Here is a 19,216-nt window from a genome sequence, read left to right as displayed (position 1 = left end):
GAGCATTGCGATGAGCACTGAAGACAAACGTATCCGCGAATTGGCGCATCAGATCTGGGAGTCCGAGGGTAAGCCCCATGGTCAGGACGCACGTCATTGGGAGATGGCGCGCAAGCTGGCCGAATCCGAAGCCTTGACGCCGAGCAAGCCCAAGCCGGCCGCCAAGCCTAAAGCCACCGCCAAGCCTGCGGCAAAGCCCAAGCCCGCTGCGGCAGCAAGCAAGCCCGCCGCACCGGCGACCAAGAAACCTGCGGCGCCGAAAAAGCCCAAGCCGTAACCAGCCTTTCGACGCCCAACCCTCCCGCCGACGCTGTCGGCGGGGGTTTAACTTCACACTCGATCTCGTTCGCTGAAAATTCGTCAGCACGGCCGCTCTCGGCCCGAAAAAAGACCCCTTGCAGGAGCAACACCATGAGCAAACCGGATAAAACCCCATCGACGCCGGGCAATGAGCCGTCGCGGATTCGTGAAGGTTTGCCCTTCCCCCTCGGCGCCACCTGGGATGGCCTGGGCGTCAACTTTGCGCTGTTCTCGGCCAACGCCACCAAGGTCGAACTGTGCCTATTCGACGACAGCGGCGAAGTCGAACTGGAGCGCATCGAGCTGCCGGAATACACCGATGAAATCTTCCACGGTTACCTGCCCGACGCCCACCCTGGGCTGATTTACGGCTACCGCGTATACGGCCCTTACGATCCGGCCAACGGTCACCGCTTCAACCACCACAAATTGCTGATCGACCCCTACGCCAAGCAGTTGGTGGGCGAACTCAAATGGTCCGAAGCGCTGTTCGGCTACACCATCGGCCACCCGGATGACGACCTGAGTTTCGACGAACGCGACAGTGCGCCCTTCGTGCCCAAGTGCAAGGTGATCGACCCGGCCCATACCTGGGGCAACGACCAGCCGGTGCGGGTGCCATGGGACCGCACGATCATTTATGAAACCCACCTGCGCGGCATCAGCATGCGTCATCCCTCCGTGGGCGAATCGGTGCGTGGCACCTGCGCCGGCCTGATGGAAGACGATGTGCTCAAGCACATTCGCCAACTGGGGATCTCCTCGGTCGAGCTGCTGCCGGTACACGCCTTCGTCAATGACCAGCATCTGCTGGAAAAAGGCATGACCAACTATTGGGGTTACAACAGCATCGCGTTCTTTGCCCCCGACCCACGCTACCTGGCCAGCGGCAAAATTGCCGAGTTCAAGGAGATGGTCGCGCACCTGCACGAGCAGAAGCTGGAAGTGATCCTCGACGTGGTCTACAACCACACCGCCGAAGGCAACGAGCGTGGCCCGACCCTGTCCATGCGCGGCATCGACAACGCCTCCTACTATCGCTTGATGCCCGATGACAAGCGCTTCTACATCAATGATTCCGGCACCGGCAACACCCTCGACCTCAGCCACCCATGCGTGCTGCAAATGGTCACCGACTCCCTGCGCTACTGGGCCACGGAAATGCATGTGGACGGTTTCCGCTTCGACCTGGCGACGATTCTCGGGCGTTATCGCGACGGTTTCGACGAGCGCCACAGCTTCCTTGTGGCCTGCCGTCAGGACCCGATACTGCGCCAGCTGAAAATGATTGCCGAACCCTGGGACTGCGGCCCCGGCGGCTACCAAGTGGGCAACTTCCCACCGGGCTGGGTGGAATGGAACGACCGTTTCCGCGATACCGTGCGCGCCTTCTGGAAAGGCGATGACGGCCAATTGGCGGACTTCGCCGGGCGTATGACGGCGTCGGGCGAAATGTTCAACCATCGCGGGCGCCGGCCGTACAGCTCGGTGAACTTCATCACCGCCCACGACGGTTTCACCCTGCACGATTTGGTGTCGTACAACGACAAGCACAACGAAGCCAACGACGAAAACAACCAGGACGGCAGCAATAACAACCTGTCCTGGAACCATGGCGTCGAAGGCCCTACCGACGACCCGGAAATCAACGCCCTGCGCCTGCGCCAGATGCGTAACTTCTTCGCCACCCTGCTGCTGGCCCAAGGCACGCCGATGATCGTCGCCGGTGACGAGTTCGCCCGCACCCAGCACGGCAATAACAACGCCTATTGCCAGGACAGCGAGATCGGTTGGGTCAACTGGGACCTGGATGACGACGGCAAAGCCCTGCTCAAGTTCGTCAAGCGCCTGATCAAGCTGCGCCTGGCCTATCCGATCCTGCGTCGTGGCCGCTTCCTGGTGGGCGATTACAACGAAGACATCGGCGTGAAGGACGTCACTTGGCTGGCGCCGGATGGCAACGAAATGAGCACCGAGCAATGGCAAGACAGCAATGGTCGTTGCCTGGGCATGTTGATGGATGGCCGCGCTCAGGAAACCGGTATCCGCCGCGCTGGCGCAGACGCCACCTTGTTGCTGGTGGTCAATGCCCACCATGACATGGTCAATTTCCGTCTGCCGCCGGTGCCCGAAGGTGAGTTCTGGACCTGCCTGCTGGACACCAACGACACGACGATCAAGGCTCAGGAGCGCTTTAACTTCGATCACGAGTACGCCGTAACCGGCCGCTCACTGCTGCTGTTCGAATTGCAGCGCGACGACGAGGTGTGAGATGAACTGGCAGGGAAGCCTGGATAGCGGCCGTGCTTATGCCGACACCGAGGCGCTCGGCGCAGCCCTGAGGGCCTTGGTGGCCCAAGGGCTGGACCGGTTGCCGCTACCCGGCGGCGGCCAGACCCTGGAGCGGTTCAGGCGTCTGGCCTATGTGGCCGCGCACGACTTGCGCCTGTGCAAGTTGTTCGAAGGCCACACCGATGCCTTGGCGATCATGGCCGAACTCGGCAGCCCCCCGACGCCCCAGGGCAGTACCTGGGGCACATGGGCCGCCGAACCGCCCACGGCCAAGGTGCGTGTACAACACGACGGCCATTGCTTGCGGGTGCACGGGCGTAAAGCCTGGTGCTCCGGCGCGGCGGTGGTCAGTCATGGATTATTGACCGCCTGGGATGAGCGGGACCGCCAGCAATTGGTAGCGGTACTCATGCAACAACCGGGCGTGTGTGTGACCGATCAAGGCTGGCATGCCGTGGGCATGGCGGCCACCGGCAGTGTCGAGGTTGTCTTCGACAATGCCAGCGCTGTTGCCGTGGGTGGGCCTGGCGACTACCTCGCCCGCCCCGGTTTCTGGCAAGGCGGCGTCGGTATCGCGGCGTGCTGGTATGGCGCGGCGCAGCAACTGGGCCAAGTGCTGCAGCAGCACTGTGCGCGGCGCGCCGAGCCCCATGCCCTGGCGCACTTGGGCGCAGTGGACAGTGCGCTACACGCCGCCGCCTGCGTGTTGCGCGACGCCGCCGACCGCATCGACCGCGCGCCCAAGGCCGACGCCAGGGAGCTGGCCCAACGGGCACGCGCCTGCATCGAGGACGCCGTCGAGCAGGTGATCCGCCATGTCGGCCGTGCAGTCGGTGCCGGGCCGTATTGCCAGGACCCGCACATGGCTCAATTGATGGCGGATCTGCCGGTGTACGTGCGCCAGAGTCATGCCGAACGCGACCTGGCAGCCCTGGGCGAATGGGTCGCCGGCCAATCCAACGAGAGGTGGCAGCTATGAAAGCCAACCCGATCGTCGGCCAGGGCACGCCGTTGCAGCACTGGCAGACGTCACCGCGCCTGGCGGCGTTGCCCCCTATCAGCGTTGAGGAATTGGTCCCGGAAGGCCATCGCGCGATGATTATCGCGCCCCATCCGGACGACGAAGTGCTGGGATGCGGCGGGCTGTTGCAGGGCCTGGCGGCGCTGGAGCGGCCGATCCAATTGATCTCGGTGACCGACGGCAGCGCCAGCCACCCCGGCTCGCAACGTTGGCCGGTGGAGCGATTGAGCGTGGTGCGCCCGCAGGAGTCGGCCCAGGCCCTGCATCGCTTGGGGGTGCCGCTGCACAGTCTCAAATGGCTGCGCGCAGGCTTCAGCGACAGCCAAGTAGCAGCGCGGGAGGACGAGTTGGTGGGGTTTATTCAGCGCTATCTCAAGCCCACCGACGTGCTGTTCACCACGTGGCGCGAAGACGGCCATTGCGATCACGAAGCGGTGGGCCGCGCCAGCGCCAAAGCCGCCGAAGCAGTGGGCGCGCGACTGTACGAGTTGCCGGTATGGACCTGGCACTGGGCAACCGCCGAAGACGCCCTGGTGCCCTGGCACCGCGCGCGCAAAATCCCCCTGACCTGTGCAGCGGTGGCGCGCAAGCGTCACGCCATCCATGCGTTCGCCAGCCAACTGGAGGGTGATCCGCAGATCGGCTTGCCGCCGGTCCTGGCCCCCTATGTGGTGGAACGCTTGCTGCAACCTTTTGAAGTGGTATTCGTATGAGTGTGGCCACCCGGTATTTCGATCAACTGTTCGCCGGCAACGATGACCCCTGGGCCTTTCGTCAGCGTTGGTACGAGCGGCGTAAACGCGCCCTCACCCTGGCCCTGCTGACCAAGCCGCGCTACGCCTCGATCTTCGAACCTGGCTGTGCCAATGGTGAGCTGAGCGTTGAGCTGGCCGCGCGCGGCGATCGTTTGTCGTGTTGCGATACCGCCGCGGCCGCCGTGGCGCTGGCGCGTACTCGGTTGCTCGGATTTACCCATGCCCAGGTGTACCAGAGCCGTTTGCCGCAAGAGTGGCCCACGGGCCGATTCGACCTGATCGTGCTCAGCGAACTGTGTTACTACCTGGACGCCGATGACTTGGGTCGGTTGATCGAGTGCGCGCTGGCCAGCCTGACTGCCGACGGGCAGATCCTCGCCTGCCATTGGCGCCCGCCCATCGACGGTTGCCCGCTAACCGCCGAGCAGGTGCATGCCATGTTGGACCAACGCCTGGGCATGCCCCGTGTGGCCAGCCACCCAGAACAGGATTTTCTCCTCGACCTGTGGAGCCGCGACGGTACCTCGGTCGCCACCCTTGAGGGCTTGCGATGATCGGCATTCTGATCCCGGTGCATAACGAACAAGCGCTGTTGGCCGAGTGCCTGGATGCCGCATTGATTGCCGCGCGGCACCCGGACTTGCTGGGCGAACCCGTGCAGGTGCTGGTCATGCTCGACAGCTGCAGCGACGCCAGCGCCACCATCGCCCAGACGTACCCCGTGCAGTCTCTGGAGGTGCATGCGCGCAATGTCGGGCATGCCCGTGGCGTCGGCGCGCGGCATTTGTTGAATCAAGGCGCACGCTGGATCGCCTGCACCGACGCCGACAGCCGCGTGGCACCGGACTGGCTGGCCGCGCAGTTGGCGTTGAACGTAGACGCGGTATGCGGCACGGTCACGGTGGATGCCTGGAGCGAGGGTTTCGATCCGGCCGCCCAGATCCGTTATCACCAGGGTTACGAAGCACGGGACGGCCATCGGCATATCCACGGCGCCAACCTTGGGGTAAGCGCCGGTGCTTATGTGCGCGCCGGTGGGTTCGAGCCCCTGGCCTGTCATGAAGACGTACATCTGGTACGCGAACTTGAGCGCTGCGGGGCATCCATCGCGTGGAGCCACCGCCCGCAAGTGATCACCAGCGCGCGTCTGGACGCCCGTGCCAGGGGCGGTTTCGGCGACTTTCTGAAGAGCCTGGTGCTGGCTTCTTGAAAAAAAAACCGGGCCTGCCTGAAAACCGCCGCAACCTTGTCTATGCTCATGACGCCTTGCTGGTAATTCAAGGTTGGATTGCCAAGCACCCATCACGGCGGAGTCTGTGGTGAGGATAAAAGAGTCGTGCCGTCAACGGCTGACGACCGCGCATCAACCGACAAGGATGTGACATCCATGAAGCCTGCCTCTCTGAGCGAAGGCCGTCGCGGCCCTCCGCAAATCTGGAACAGTGCGCCGCAGTTGGCGCTGCTCGCCCCGGTCGCGCCGTCCACCCTGGTGCCGCCTGGCGCACGCGTGGTGATCATCGCGCCCCACCCTGGGGACGAAGTTCTTACCTGCGGTGGTTTATTGCAACTGTTCAGCAACCTGGAACACCCGCTGCAACTCATTTCCATTACCGACGGCAGCGCCAGCCATCCTGGCTCCCAAGTATGGCCGGCTAGCCGTTTGAGCGTGGTGCGGCCCCAGGAAAGCGCTGAAGCGTTGCGCCGCTTGGGCATGCCATTGCACAGCCTGAAGTGGATTCGTGGCGGCTTCAGCGACAACGCACTGGCCGCCCGTGAACCCCAACTAAGCCAATTTATCGCGCGTTACCTGCACCCTGGCGACGTGGTGTTCACCACTTGGTGCAACGATGGCAACAGCGACCACGACAGCGTCGGCCGCGCCGCGGCCAGAGCCTGCGACCTGGTGGGTGCGCGATTGTATGAGGTGCCCGTTTGGGCCTGGCATTGGCCGGCCTGTGAAAGCGCGATGATCCCTTGGCAGCGTGCGCGCAAAGTGCGCCTGGACACCTGGAACGTGGCGCGCAAACTCCATGCCGCCCACGCCTATGCCAGCCAGTTGGCAGGCGACCCTCAGATCGGCCTGGCACCGATGCTGGCGCAGGTGCTGCTGGAGCGGATGCGCGAGCCTTATGAGATTGTGTTTGCCTAGCCAGACACTCGTCTATACCTGTTATTTCTGACAGTGGCGCCTCACGCGACGTGTGACTAAGGTGGAAAAAACTGCACAGGCTCAGATGCAGTCGAGAAAGCCATGCCAACCCGTTGCATTGGCCGGTGTTTTCGAACAGGTAACCCGTATTCCCTGCCTCGTATCGCTCATCACGTTGTCATGGCATGACCCGCCCCTAGCCTTCAGGCGACTGGGGCAAGCCCCTCTCGAATGAGGTCGGATCATGCGCACATGGAAACGCTCCTGGTTTTACTTGGGCATTGCCTCAACCTTTGCCCTGATCATCTTGCCCCCGCCTGCTCACGGCGCCTGCTCAATCAACAACACGGCGGGCGACGATATCTCCACCTGCGACAGCGGTACCGCTCCAGGCTTTGCCGACACCGGGGGTAATAACACCCTCAATATCAGCGGCTCGGGTCGGCTCACCAGTAACGTGACGTTCGGCGCCAACAACGATCTAGTGGACATTAACGGACCTACCGCAGGTATCACGGGCAACCTCTCCATGGGTGACGGCAGCAATATCTTCCGCTCCATCCTCGGCGATATCACCGGCTCGGTCAGCCAGGGCGGGGGCCGGGATATAGCGCAGATCAGCGGCGGCAACGTGCGTGGAGCCTTCACTCAGGGCGCCGGTATCGACGATTTTGCAATGAGCGGTGGCACTGTCGCGTCGCTCGCTCAGGGCGACGGACTCGACACGTTCAGCATGAGTGGCGGCACCATCACCGGCGCCTTCGAAGATGGGGACAACGCCAAGATGTCCGGCGGCACCATCGGTCGCGTCGACATGAAGCTGGATAACAATACGTTCGATATGTCCGGGGGCAGAATCATAGGCAACCTGGTGACCGGTTTCGGCCTGGACACCATTCTGATTTCGGGTACGGCCTTCGTAGGGGGCAATATCAGCGTCAGCGGCGGCGATGACAGGGTGGAAGTCTCAGGTGGCGACGTCAACGGACGCATACTGCTGAGCTTTGGTAATGACACTTTCGAGTGGTCGGGAGGCAACCTGCACTCCTTCGTACTGTTGGCCGATGGCGACGATAAAGCCCTGCTCAAAGGTCTGGTCAACACACAACTGGCCCCTGCCCAACTGATCGACGGTGGCCTTGGCAATGACACGCTGACCTTGGACAACACCAAGGCCGCAGATCCGGGCTTGTTTCCCAATTGGGAAACCATCCAGTTGGACAACGGCTCGCAGTTGACACTGGGCGGCACGCTCACCTTGGGCGACAGCGCCACAGGCACCGGCAAACTGACAATCGACGGCGCCAGTCAACTGTTGGTGAACACCGGTGTGATCGCGCCGTTCACCGACGGCCAAGCCGTCAACGTCACCAACAGCGGCACCATCGATATGACCACCGGCAGTTCCAGTACCGCCGACAGCTTGACCATCAATGGCAATTACACCGGCAATGGTGGGCAGCTCTTGTTGCAAAGCAAGCTGGACGGCGACGGTTCGCCCAGCGACAAACTGGTGGTCAGCCAGGGCACGATGCAGGGCAATACGCTGATCAACGTCACTAACCTGGGCGGCACGGGGGCGGCCTCGTTACAGGATGGCATCCAGGTGGTGCAGGCCCTCAACGGTGCCACCAGCAGCGATACTGCCTTCACACTCGGCAAACCGGTGTCCGCTGGCGCCTTTGATTACTACTTGTTCAAAGGCGGCGTCACGGCGGGAACCTCAGAAAACTATTACCTGCGCTCAAGCATCCCACCCGTACCGATCGACCCGGTGATTATCGGCCCGTTGCCGGGGATCATCCCTGGCGAACCGCCGCTGCCGCCGAACCCCGGAGTCGACCCACTGCCCATCTACCGCCCCGAAGTGTCGGTTTATGCCGTGTTGTTCCCAGCCGTGCAACAGGTCGTTCAGGCCATGCTGGGCACTTATCACGAACGCCTGGGCGACCAGCTTCAGCAACAGCAAACCGGCGCCTTCGCGGCCGGTTGGGGCCGGGTATATGGCAACAGCAGCCGACAAAGCTACGCCGGCACCGTCAGCCCAACGCTGGACAGTTCCGTGTCCGGATTCCAGGTGGGCACCGATGTCTACGCCGGCGTCCTCGACAACGGCTTGCAGCAGCGCGCCGGCTTTTTCGTCGGCCACAGCACCCTCAAGGGCGACGTCAAAGGCTTCAGTGACGCGCGCCAGGACCAGGACACCGGTAACACGACCTTGCGCGGCGACAGTCTGGGCGTGTACTGGACGCTGCTCGGCGCCAACCAGGCGTATCTGGATCTGGTGCTGATGGGCACACGCTTCGACGGTCACAATGAATCGGACCGTGGGGTGAAGATGAAGACCCGCGGGCACGACGTCACCGCCTCCGCCGAAGTCGGTTGGCCGCTGCCGATCAACGACACCTGGATTGCAGAGCCCCAGGCTCAGGTGATCATCGGCAAGACCAAGCTGGAACGGCAGAACGACGGGGTTTCCGATGTATCTTTCAACGCCGACACCCGCGTCACCACGCGCCTGGGCGTGCGCCTGCGCGGTGAGTATCAGGTCAGCGGTATGCCGTTCGAACCCTATGCCAGGGCCAATGTGTGGCACACCAGTGCGGGGCAGAACACCGTCACCTTTGACCACCTGACGGACATCGACACCGAGCAAAAGTCCACCACCCTGGGCCTCAGCGTCGGCGCGAGCCTGGAGGTGGCGAAAGGCATCAGCCTGTACAGCGAGGTCGGTTACAACCGCAATCTGGACAGCAATACCTTCAACGGGCGCCAAGGCACGCTGGGCCTGCGCATGGAGTTTTGACCAACCGGCGGCGCTGGCCGGCGCAGTGCCGGTCAACGGCTGGGGTCAACCCTTTCGGTCGAGGATGCGACCCTTCACTTCGTGCCCTCTTCAGCTGAATAGCGGCCAAACGCCACATGCGCCGATGTGAAAAATTCGTTAACTAATTCTTCCCTAAGGCTTTTTCCTACAGACTGAATCTGCCAGACTAACGCGAATAGTTCTCAACATATTTCTTATTGGCCACGGACGGCACTCGGGGAGAGTCAGTTTCATGTCTGTGCAATCACACGGTGGCAATGGTTTTTCACTCAGTCTGATGACATTGGCGGTCTGTCTGGCCACCACCCACCTGGCTTACGCCGCCGATGCAGAAGCACCGGCCACCACGCTGGAACTGGGCGCCACGCAAATTTCCGGCGAAGGCCAATTGGGCCAGACCACCGAAGGCACCCAGTCCTACACCACCGGCTCGATGAGTACCGCAACCAAGCTGCCACTGACCTTGCGCGAAACCCCGCAGGCCGTGACCGTGATCACCCGTCAGCGCATGGACGACCAAGCGATGACCAGCATCAACGACGTGGTCAACGCCACGCCTGGTCTGTTTCTGAACTACTCCGACGGCCCTGGTCGGCAGACCTACACCTCCCGGGGCTTCGACATCGATAACCTGATGTATGACGGTATCCCCAGTGGCTACAACGGCGCGTCGGTCGGTGCGCAGCCGAACCTGGCGATGTTCGACCGCGTTGAAGTGGTGCGCGGCGCCACCGGCCTGGTCACTGGCGCGGGCAACCCGTCGGCCGCCATCAATATGGTGCGCAAGCGCCCGCTGGATGAGCAGAAAGTCACCCTCACCGGCGCAGCCGGCAGTTGGGACGATTATCGCGGCGAATTCGACGCTTCCAGCCCGCTCAACGACAGCGGCACCCTGCGCGGCCGAGTGGTGACGTCGTACCGCGACGCCAACAGCTTTATCGACAAGGCCGAAAACAGTCACGGCCTGTTTTACGCTGTCACCGAAGCCGACCTGAGCGAAGACACTACCCTGACCTTGGGCTTCTCCAACCAGAAGGACAAAACCAATTACTTCTGGGGCGCCTCGATGATCGGCCAGGACGGCCATCACCTCGACCTGCCGCGCTCCTACAACCCCGGTACCGATTGGGAAAACAAGGATCAGGAAATCAACACGGTCTTCGCCGAACTGCGCCAGCGCCTGGCCAATGACTGGAACCTGCAAGTCAACGCCAACTACGCCGAACAGAACGCGCTGTTTTCCGGCTCGTACCAATCGCGCTGGGTCAACAACTCCCTGGCACGTACGGTTTACCAGGCCAAGTACGACGAAAACCAGGCCGGGGTCGACGCCTTTGTCAGCGGCCCGTTCCAGGCATTCGGGCGCAGCCATGAACTGGTGGTCGGCGCGAGCAAACGCATCTACGACATGACCACCCACAACTACAGCCCCTACGACCTCAACTGGCCACTCACCGCAGGCAAGCCGGATTTCGTCCATACCAACAACCAGCGCGAAGTCACCACCCAGGACAGCGTTTACGTCACCACACGCCTGAGCCTGGCAGACCCGTTGAAGTTGATCCTCGGCGGGCGCCTGGACTGGTACGACTACGATAACCGCGATGGCGACGGCGACTTCCACGTCACCCGCAACCTTACGCGCTACGCCGGCCTGATCTATGAGCTGGACGATCACCACTCGGTATACGTCAGCTACAGCGACATCTTCACCCCGCAAAAAGAAAAGGACACCGGCGCCGCGCCGCTCAAGCCCATCGTTGGCAAGAACTATGAGGTCGGCATCAAGGGCGAATACCTGGGCGGCGCTCTGAACGCTAGCGTTGCGCTGTTCCGCATCGACCAGGAAAACCGCGGCGTGCAGGTGGTGGTGCCGAACTGCCCGCAGGCCTCATGCTACGAAGCCTCCGGCGAGATCCGCAGCCAGGGTATCGACTTCGAACTGCAAGGCGCACTGACCGAAAACTGGCAGGTCGGCGGTGGCTACACCTACGCACGCACCCACACCATCAAGGACGACGCCAAGCCGCAGTCGGTCAACAAACAGTTCGACACCGACGTCCCGGAACACCTGTTCAAGCTGACCACCCGCTACAACTTCCAGGGTCCGCTGGAAAAACTGCGGGTGGGCGGCAACATCTCCTGGCAGAGCCGCCTGTACAACGATATCCCGTTGGCCAATGGCAGTACCTACCGCCTGCAACAAGGCGCCTACGCCGTCACCGACTTGATGGCCGGCTACAAGGTCAACGACCACCTCGACCTGCAGGTCAACGCCAACAACATCTTCGACCGGCGCTACTACTCCACCATCGCCAACTCGGCGAGCTACGGCGGCGATGCCTACGGCAACCCGCGCAACATGATGCTCACGGCCAAGTACAGTTTCTGAGGCTTCAGGCAACACGCGTCGACGGGCACCCCCCGCCGGCGCTAGCGCTGACGGCGGCAACGCATCAGCGTTGCCCGCACCACCAGCTTGTGAAACGGGCGAATCAGCAGAATGTAGATACGCCCCAGCCGGTTGTGGGTGTGTACCGCCGTCGTGGCGATCAGCACTTCACCGCGCTCGTCGCGCCGTCGAAGCAGCGAAAGACGAAAATCCAGGTGGCTGTCATTTTCCCCCAGCACCATCTCGTCAGCGGTCTGCTCCAGCACCGGGAAAAAGTCGATATGGGCTTTATCCGAATGGGCGCGACGCACCTCGCCGGAGGTCCGCACGCCCAACGGCCCCATCACACCATCACGGATCGTGATCAGCACCTTGAACCACACAGGCGGCGAACCCAAGGCGCGTACGGCGAGGTCATTGATGGAGACGTCAGCCGCGTCGATAGGCACGACAAAACTATCAAGCAACTGCGCGTTCGCGTACCAGTCACGGATCAGGCTTTCTGGCGGTGGATCGATAGGCCGGGCAAGCAAGGTCATGTGAGGGGTTTCCCTGAATGAATGCAGCTGATTCGTGAGCGTGGTCGGCAGTCCGGGCGCCATCGGGGGCAAGCCCCCTCCCACATTCAAAACGTTATCGATCGACCTGCTTGGCGTCGATAAACGGCACCGTACTGTTTGGCAGCATGGTGGTCGGCAGTACGCCGTTCCAGCGCTCGGCCTTGGTCAATTCGATCAGGTTCTGGTTGCTGGCCAGAGCCTTGGCGCGGGCCTGGATCGCGTCGGCTTCGGCGTTGCCGCGCAAGCGCGTGGACTCGGCATCCGCCTTGGCCTGGGCCAATTGCGAGTCAGCCTCGGCTTGAGCCTGGGTCACCCGGATCTGCGCCTGCACCTGCTCGGTCTGCAGCATTTGCTCGCGGGTTTTGACTTCCACTTCGGCTTTCATGCGCAAGGCAATCGAACGCTCGTAGTCATCGCTGAAATCGATGTTTTCGATCTGTACGCCGTCGATCACCACTGGCCCGACCACCGAATCGCGGATGGCCTTGGTCACATCCGCGACGAACTTGCCGCGGTTTTGCACCGCCGACACCGCGTTGTACTGGCCGAATACGTTTTCCACCTGGGTCGGCACCTGACGGGCGATCAGGCGGTCACGCACGCCATCCAAGTCCTTGTAACTGGTGTACACCTTGGCGACATCGCTGGTAGGGATGTGCCAGGACACCGAGACCTGCAACTTGGCGGTCTGCTGGTCCTTGCTGTACGCCTGGAGGTTGGCGTACTGGGTAGCCTGGCTTTGAATGCTGATAAACCGCACCGACTCAATGAACGGCAGCTTGAACGACAGGCCCGGCTCCACCACGCCTACCATCGCACCGTTACGCAACAGCACACCCCGCTCGGTCTCATCGACCGTGAACCAACTGGTGGCCAGAGACACCACCACGACCAAACCCACCGCTGCAGCGGCATAAGTAACCATTTTATTGTTCATCGAAACGTCGCGTCCCTTCGTTAAGTTGGCGGCACGATACCCTGAACCGCGTCCCAGGTGGGAGGATAACCAGGCAAATTTGCCGTACTGATAGCAGCGTCACAGTCCTGAAACTGCGCGTCGTGCTTGCCCCAAGCCCGCGTTATTCCGTCGTCAACGGACGGCCTATTGAAATACCCCGCTAGTGATACGTGTCCGCACCAGGAGCCGATCAATGATTCGCAAAGCACTGCCTTCCGACGCTCGGGCCATTGCCCAGGTGCATATCAACAGCTGGCAGCACGCCTATCGTGACCTGATGCCTGCCCATTACTTGGATTCACTGGACGCAACCCTGGCTCATCGCGAATCCAACTGGCGACGCGCGCTTGAGTTGGGAGAATCGAGCGTATGGGTGGCGCAACTGCACGAGCAGGTTGTTGGTTGGATCTGCGTGGGCGCCAGCCGTGACGAAGACTGTGTCGGGGGCAATGTGGGTGAGGTCGAAGCCCTTTACGTCGCCGCCGGCCATTGGCACACCGGCGTCGGGCAGGCCTTGTGGAACGCCGGTGTGCGAGCGCTGAAGGCGCAGGGGTTTGAGCGACTGACACTTTGGGTACTGAGCGGTAACGAACGGGCTCGGCGTTTTTATCGCCGGGTGGGCTGTATAGAGGAAATCGGCAGCCAGCGTCCGCTTGAGCGGGGTGGCGTCAAACTGGGAGAGGTGAGGTACGGCTTGTCCTTACCCGCACTATAAATTTGTGGTGTGCAGGCTTGCCCTGCGCTTGAAATGGATCTCCATCTGCCTCTACGCCTGGCAAGCGTTTTTCAATTGCCGCTGTGTGGGGTTGTTGTCGGCGGCGGCATCCGTGCTGCTGATGGCACGCTAGGCTTGAAGCGCGTGGTCTAGACTATCTCCACCCCTTCACCTTGGAGAACGAGCATGCCCAGCAAAATCACCCTCTGCCTCTGGTACAACGGCACGGCCGAAGAGGCGGCGCGCTTTTACGCCAAGACGTTTCCAAACAGCAGCGTAGACGCCATATACAAAGCACCGGGCGACTACCCGTCGGGCAAGCAAGGCGATGTGCTGACGGTAGAGTTCACCGTGATGGGCCTCCCGTGCCTGGGGCTGAACGGCGGGCCGATATTTCCTCAGACCGAGGCATTTTCGTTCCAGGTGGCCACGGATGATCAGGCCGAGACCGATCGCTATTGGCACGCGATCATCGACAACGGCGGTCAGGCCAGTGCCTGCGGATGGTGCAAGGACAAGTGGGGAGTGTCGTGGCAGATCACACCGCGGGCGTTGACCCAGGCGATCGCCCACCCCGACGCGGCCACCGCCAAGCGTGCCTTTGACGCGATGATGGGCATGGGTAAGATCGACATTGCTGCCATCGAAGCGGCCGTGAAAAAAACCTAAAGATTCACCCCCGGCGGCCGTCATCCTGGCATCCCCGAATGGACTCAATGAGGTTCTTGTGCGCGTTTTGACTTCTGTGTTGCTGGCCGGTGGCATCGCCACCCTGTCCGGTTGTGCCACCCAGTCCGGCAAAGTCGAGCAGATGCTCGCCGACACCCTGGCTCAACCATTGGTGGAGAACAGCATCATGCGCGAAGGCGACTTGCTCAGCTTCGAGCTGCTGATGCCCGACGCTACCGGCGGCGTGCGGCGCACTATGCAGTTCGAAGCGGCGTGCTCGTCCAAGCAATTGCACCTGCTGTACCTCGATGGTTCCCAACGCGTGTACCCGCTCAAAGCCGGGCGCTATACCGAGGCGCGCAAGCTGTCTGACACGCTGTATGCCACCTTGGCCGCCAACCAGACATTTGTCCGCGCCTGTGCTGAAACGCCCAAGCCCGACTGGCGCCTGGTCAGCAAAGATGCGCGCGATAACTGGGTACTGCTCGACGCCGCCAGCGTCAAGACTGTGCAGGGTGAAACCCGTTTCTGGGCCGCCTTCGATAACCCGACGGTGCTCAACGACCTGCCCTACGACGCACCTTATGCGCAAAAACGCCAGCACTTCGCGGTGTCCTGCTCCAACGGCACGTACAAGGAACTGGCCGGCTACGATCTGGACGTGCGCAACCGCGTGAGCGATGGCCGGGTCGACAGTTTCCCAACGCCACAGCCCATCGCGGGCAGCGACGCCGACTATGCGCTGTTGTTCGACACCGTATGCGTCACCCCCGAGAAAATCGCCAAGCTGGCCCCCTTCAAGCCGCGCCTGAAAGCGCCGGCCGTCATCGCCCTGTCGTCGGTGCAGCCCCAGGTGCTGGCCGCGCTTGCGCCCTTCAACCAGGACAAGCCCGCGCGCACCTTGAAGTATGTGCACTTCACCGGCACATCGACCCTCAAAGGCAAGACGTCCAACAGCACCAGCGAGCACTTCATCAGCCAGGACAAGGCCAGTGGTCAACTGCAGATCGTCCATCGCGGCGATGGCTATCAGTCCCAGTCAGTGAGCTGGCGCAACCTGGTATCGCTGGTGTCGAAGACAACGTACGGCGGCACCGGTATGGCGGAAAGCTCGACCTTGACGCAGTTAAGCTTGACCGGCAATTGGCAGGCCCTGCCGGTCGGCGAAACCGTGGTCTACCAGACCACCCGCTCGACACTCAACAGCCTGGTGGGCAGCTATAACAAGGTGCAGATCAACCGCTGCGTCGTCGAACGCGAATTACCGGCCCGCGAACTCAACCCCAATCTGCTGGGGAATGCCAAGGCCTTGGCATGCCGCACCGATGACGATAAGTACAACCGCGTCGAACATGTGTACTACCTGAGTGATTACGCCTACTTCTACGAATCGAGCACGGACAAGAACGAGTTTTTCTACGCCGATACACGCATCGATAAGTTCGAATAACAGGTAACACTTCAGCGCCTGGCTTTGGGGCCGCTGCGCAGCCCAGCGCAAGCAAGCTTGCTCACCACAGGGAAGCGCGGTGCCACCAATCTTTGCTGAGTGGTTTCTTGTGCTGAGCGGTTTCTTTTGCCGCGCAGGCCTTTTGTGGTGAACAGACCTTTTGTGGTGAGCGGGCTTGCCCCGCGTTGGGCTGCGCAGCAGCCCTCTCCCATCCACCGCGTCCTTTCAGGTCAAACCCACCGCCTGGCTTTGGGGCCGCTGCGCAGCCCAGCGCAAGCAAGCTTGGTCACCAGAGGGAAGCGCGGTGCCACCAATCTTTGCTGAGCGGTTTCTTGTGCTGAGCGGTTTCTTTTGCCGCGCAGGCCTTTTGTGGTGAACAGAACTTTTGTTGTGAGCAGGCCTTCTGTGGTGAACAGACCTTTTGTGGTGAGCGGGCTTGCCCCGCGCTGGGCTGCGCAGCAGCCCTCGCCCATCCACCGCGTCCTTTCAGGTCAAACCCACCGCCTGGCTTTGGGGCCGCTGCGCAGCCCAGCGCAAGCAAGCTTGCTCACCACAGGGAAGCGCGGTGCCACCAATCTTTGCTGAGTGGTTTCTTGTGCTGAGCGGTTTCTTTTGCCGCGCAGGCCTTTTGTGGTGAACAGAACTTTTGTGGTAAGCAGGACTTCTGTGGTGAACAGACCTTTTGTGGTGAGCGGGCTTGCCCCGCGCTGGGCTGCGCAGCAGCCCTCGCCCATCCACCGCGTCCTTTAAGGTCAAACCCACCGCCAGGCTTTGGGGGCCGCTGCGCAGCCCAGCGCAAGCAAGCTTGCTCACCACAGGGTGGCGCGGTGCCACCAATCTTTATGCTGACCACAGGGAATCGGGGCAAGACACACTCATTGCGGCGCGCCTGCTTTCTTTGGTGAGCAAACTGCGCAAAAGGCTTATCGGATGGACACCGCCGCTCGCGCGCTATGCAGTTTTTTATAGCTGTCGATCAGGCGCAAATGCCGGTCCAGCCCTTCGAGCTTCATGCTGGTCGGGGTCAGGCCATGGAAGCGCACGCTGCCGTTGACCGAGCCGATCACAGCGTCCATGCGTTCGTCGCCGAACATGCGCCGGAAGTTAACTTCGTAGTCCGCCAGTTCCAGATCGTCGTCCAGTTCCATCTCCAGCACGGCGTTGAGCGCCTGGTAGAACAACCCGCGCTCGGCGGTGTTGTCGTTGTATTGCAGGAACATCTCCACGCACTCCTTGGCCTCTTCGTATTGGCGCAAGGCGAGGAAGATCAGCAGTTTCAGTTCCAGGATGGTCAGTTGGCCCCACGCGGTGTTGTCGTCGAACTCAATGCCGATCAGGGTAGTGATGTCGGTGTAATCGTCCAATTCGCTTTCGATCAAGCGCTCAACCAACGCCTCCAGTTCTGCATCGTCCAAGCGGTGCAGGTTGAGGATATCGGCGCGGAAAAACAGGGCCTTGTTGGTGTTGTCCCAGATCAGATCTTCCACCGGATAGATTTCCGAATAGTCCGGTACCAGAATCCGACAGGCCGTGGCGCCGAGGTGTTCGTACACCGCCATATAGGACTCTTTGCCCATATTGTCGAGAATGCCGAACAGCGTCGCGGCCTCCTCGGCGTTGGAATTTTCACCCTGGCCGGAGAAGTCCCATTCGACAAACTCGTAATCCGACTGCGCACTGAAGAAGCGCCACGACACCACGCCGCTGGAGTCGATAAAGTGTTCGACGAAGTTGTTTGGTTCGGTCACCGCCTGGGCTTCGAAGGTCGGCTGCGGCAGGTCGTTCAGGCCTTCGAAACTGCGGCCTTGCAGCAGTTCGGTGAGGCTGCGCTCCAGCGCCACTTCCAGGCTCGGGTGTGCGCCGAACGAGGCGAACACGCCGCCGGTGCGTGGGTTCATCAGGGTCACGCACATCACCGGGAACTCACCGCCCAAGGACGCGTCTTTGACCAGCACCGGAAAACCCTGGGCCTCCAAACCCTGAATACCCGCCAGGATGTTCGGGTACTTGGCCAGCACCTCGGCAGGCACGTCCGGCAGGGCGAATTCGCCTTCGATGATTTCGCGCTTCACCGCCCGCTCGAAGATCTCCGACAGGCACTGCACCTGGGCTTCGGCCAAGGTATTGCCGGCGCTCATGCCATTACTGAGGTAGAGGTTTTCAATCAGGTTGGACGGGAAATACACCACCTCGTCATCGGAGCGACGCACGAACGGCAGCGATACGATGCCGCGCTCCTCGTTGCCGGAGTTGGTGTCGAACAGGTGCGAGCCACGCAGTTCGCCATCGCGGTTGTAGACCTTCAGGCAATAGGCGTCGAGAATTTCCGTCGGCAGTTCATCGTTCGGGCCGGGCTGGAACCAGCGCTCATTGGGGTAATGCACGAACGCCGCGTTGGCCAGCTCTTCGCCCCAGAACTGATCGTTATAGAAGAAGTTGCAGTTGAGCCGCTCGATGAACTCGCCCAGGGCCGACGCCAGAGCGCTCTCTTTGGTCGCGCCCTTGCCGTTGGTGAAGCACATCGGCGAGTGCGCATCGCGGATATGCAGCGACCACACGTTCGGCACGATATTGCGCCACGACGCGATTTCAATCTTCATGCCCAGGTCAGCCAGGATGCCGGACATGTTGGCGATGGTCTGTTCCAGCGGCAGGTCCTTACCGGCGATATAGGTACCGCCGTCGGACAACGCGCTGGGCATCAACAAGGCCTGGGCGTCGGCGTCGAGGTTGTCTACTTCTTCGATCACGAATTGCGGCCCGGCTTGCACCACTTTCTTCACGGTGCAGCGGTCGATGGAACGCAGGATGCCTTGACGGTCCTTATCGGAGATGTCCGCCGGCAACTCGACCTGAATCTTGAAAATCTGGTTGTAGCGGTTTTCCGGGTCGACGATGTTGTTCTGCGACAAGCGGATATTTTCGGTGGGGATATTGCGCGTCTGGCAGTACAGCTTCACGAAGTACGCCGCACACAGCGCCGACGACGCCAGGAAATAATCGAAGGGGCCCGGGGCCGAGCCATCGCCTTTGTAGCGAATGGGCTGGTCGGCAATCACCGTGAAGTCATCGAACTTGGCTTCAAGTCGGAGGTTGTCGAGAAAGTTGACCTTAATTTCCATACGGGC

Annotated in this window: 15 protein-coding genes and 1 pseudogene; 13 read left to right on the top strand and 3 right to left on the bottom strand. The window is 61.5% G+C overall.

What is annotated here, in order from left to right; all coding sequences use genetic code 11:
- Positions 1 to 10: 10 nt before the first annotated feature.
- From K1567_RS02485 to K1567_RS02445, 9 genes are all read left to right on the top strand, one after another.
- Positions 11 to 277 carry a DUF2934 domain-containing protein gene (locus tag K1567_RS02485; protein WP_034098099.1) on the top strand — a complete coding sequence of 89 codons (267 nt, stop codon included), beginning with the start codon at positions 11 to 13 and terminating at the stop codon, positions 275 to 277.
- A 134-nt stretch (positions 278 to 411) separates the two neighbouring features.
- Positions 412 to 2,571: a glycogen debranching protein GlgX gene (gene glgX / locus K1567_RS02480; RefSeq protein ID WP_047883020.1), complete on the top strand. Its 2,160-nt coding sequence runs from the start codon at positions 412 to 414 to the stop codon at positions 2,569 to 2,571.
- Between the two features lies 1 nt (position 2,572).
- Positions 2,573 to 3,571, top strand: coding sequence for an acyl-CoA dehydrogenase family protein (locus K1567_RS02475; RefSeq protein ID WP_220698084.1), 999 nt, complete (start codon positions 2,573 to 2,575; stop codon positions 3,569 to 3,571).
- Positions 3,568 to 4,326: a PIG-L deacetylase family protein gene (locus K1567_RS02470; RefSeq protein WP_220698083.1), complete on the top strand. Its 759-nt coding sequence runs from the start codon at positions 3,568 to 3,570 to the stop codon at positions 4,324 to 4,326. The genes K1567_RS02475 and K1567_RS02470 overlap by 4 nt, the downstream gene beginning before the upstream one ends.
- Positions 4,323 to 4,922 (top strand): SAM-dependent methyltransferase, encoded by a 600-nt coding sequence (locus tag K1567_RS02465; protein ID WP_220698082.1) that lies wholly within the window; start codon positions 4,323 to 4,325, stop codon positions 4,920 to 4,922. Before K1567_RS02470 ends, K1567_RS02465 begins: the two co-directional genes overlap by 4 nt.
- Entirely contained in the window at positions 4,919 to 5,578 is a 660-nt protein-coding gene (locus K1567_RS02460) for a glycosyltransferase family 2 protein (protein ID WP_047883016.1), read from the top strand. Before K1567_RS02465 ends, K1567_RS02460 begins: the two co-directional genes overlap by 4 nt.
- 177 nt (positions 5,579 to 5,755) lie before the next feature.
- Entirely contained in the window at positions 5,756 to 6,517 is a 762-nt protein-coding gene (locus tag K1567_RS02455) for a PIG-L deacetylase family protein (protein WP_034098109.1), read from the top strand.
- 244 nt (positions 6,518 to 6,761) lie between these two features.
- A complete protein-coding gene (locus tag K1567_RS02450; RefSeq protein WP_169902635.1) occupies positions 6,762 to 9,323 on the top strand; it encodes an autotransporter outer membrane beta-barrel domain-containing protein in 2,562 nt (853 codons plus the stop codon).
- A gap of 253 nt (positions 9,324 to 9,576) precedes the next feature.
- Positions 9,577 to 11,736 carry a TonB-dependent siderophore receptor gene (locus tag K1567_RS02445; protein WP_220698081.1) on the top strand — a complete coding sequence of 720 codons (2,160 nt, stop codon included), beginning with the start codon at positions 9,577 to 9,579 and terminating at the stop codon, positions 11,734 to 11,736.
- A gap of 41 nt (positions 11,737 to 11,777) precedes the next feature.
- Here K1567_RS02445 and K1567_RS02440 read toward each other — a convergent pair whose 3' ends face one another.
- Positions 11,778 to 12,275, bottom strand: coding sequence for a DUF2867 domain-containing protein (locus tag K1567_RS02440; protein ID WP_220698080.1), 498 nt, complete (start codon positions 12,273 to 12,275; stop codon positions 11,778 to 11,780).
- A gap of 94 nt (positions 12,276 to 12,369) precedes the next feature.
- Positions 12,370 to 13,221 carry an SPFH domain-containing protein gene (locus K1567_RS02435; protein ID WP_371264013.1) on the bottom strand — a complete coding sequence of 284 codons (852 nt, stop codon included), beginning with the start codon at positions 13,219 to 13,221 and terminating at the stop codon, positions 12,370 to 12,372.
- Positions 13,222 to 13,447: 226 nt separating this feature from the next.
- Between K1567_RS02435 and K1567_RS02430 the strand changes: the two genes are divergently transcribed.
- From K1567_RS02430 to K1567_RS02420, 4 genes and pseudogenes are all read left to right on the top strand, one after another.
- The gene (locus K1567_RS02430) at positions 13,448 to 13,969 is read left to right on the top strand and encodes a GNAT family N-acetyltransferase (RefSeq protein ID WP_034113855.1); all 522 of its coding nucleotides are present in this window, start codon (positions 13,448 to 13,450) and stop codon (positions 13,967 to 13,969) included.
- A 16-nt stretch (positions 13,970 to 13,985) separates the two neighbouring features.
- Positions 13,986 to 14,102 (top strand): annotated as a pseudogene (locus K1567_RS27845) (LysE family translocator); the annotation flags it as partial.
- 53 nt (positions 14,103 to 14,155) lie between these two features.
- Entirely contained in the window at positions 14,156 to 14,638 is a 483-nt protein-coding gene (locus K1567_RS02425; protein WP_169902637.1) for a VOC family protein, read from the top strand.
- A 58-nt stretch (positions 14,639 to 14,696) separates the two neighbouring features.
- Positions 14,697 to 16,088 carry a hypothetical protein gene (locus tag K1567_RS02420; RefSeq protein WP_220698079.1) on the top strand — a complete coding sequence of 464 codons (1,392 nt, stop codon included), beginning with the start codon at positions 14,697 to 14,699 and terminating at the stop codon, positions 16,086 to 16,088.
- A gap of 923 nt (positions 16,089 to 17,011) precedes the next feature.
- Here the strand turns inward: K1567_RS02420 and K1567_RS02415 are convergent.
- Positions 17,012 to 19,210 carry an OsmC domain/YcaO domain-containing protein gene (locus K1567_RS02415; protein ID WP_034098122.1) on the bottom strand — a complete coding sequence of 733 codons (2,199 nt, stop codon included), beginning with the start codon at positions 19,208 to 19,210 and terminating at the stop codon, positions 17,012 to 17,014.
- Between the last annotated feature and the right edge of the window lie 6 nt (positions 19,211 to 19,216).

Origin of the sequence: Pseudomonas sp. S5F11, assembly GCF_019641515.1 — a bacterium.
Taxonomy (GTDB): Bacteria; Pseudomonadota; Gammaproteobacteria; order Pseudomonadales; family Pseudomonadaceae; genus Aquipseudomonas; species Aquipseudomonas rhodesiae.
The sequence above is the reverse complement of the archived record's forward strand: the minus strand, read 5'-3'. Positions and strand labels throughout refer to the sequence as shown.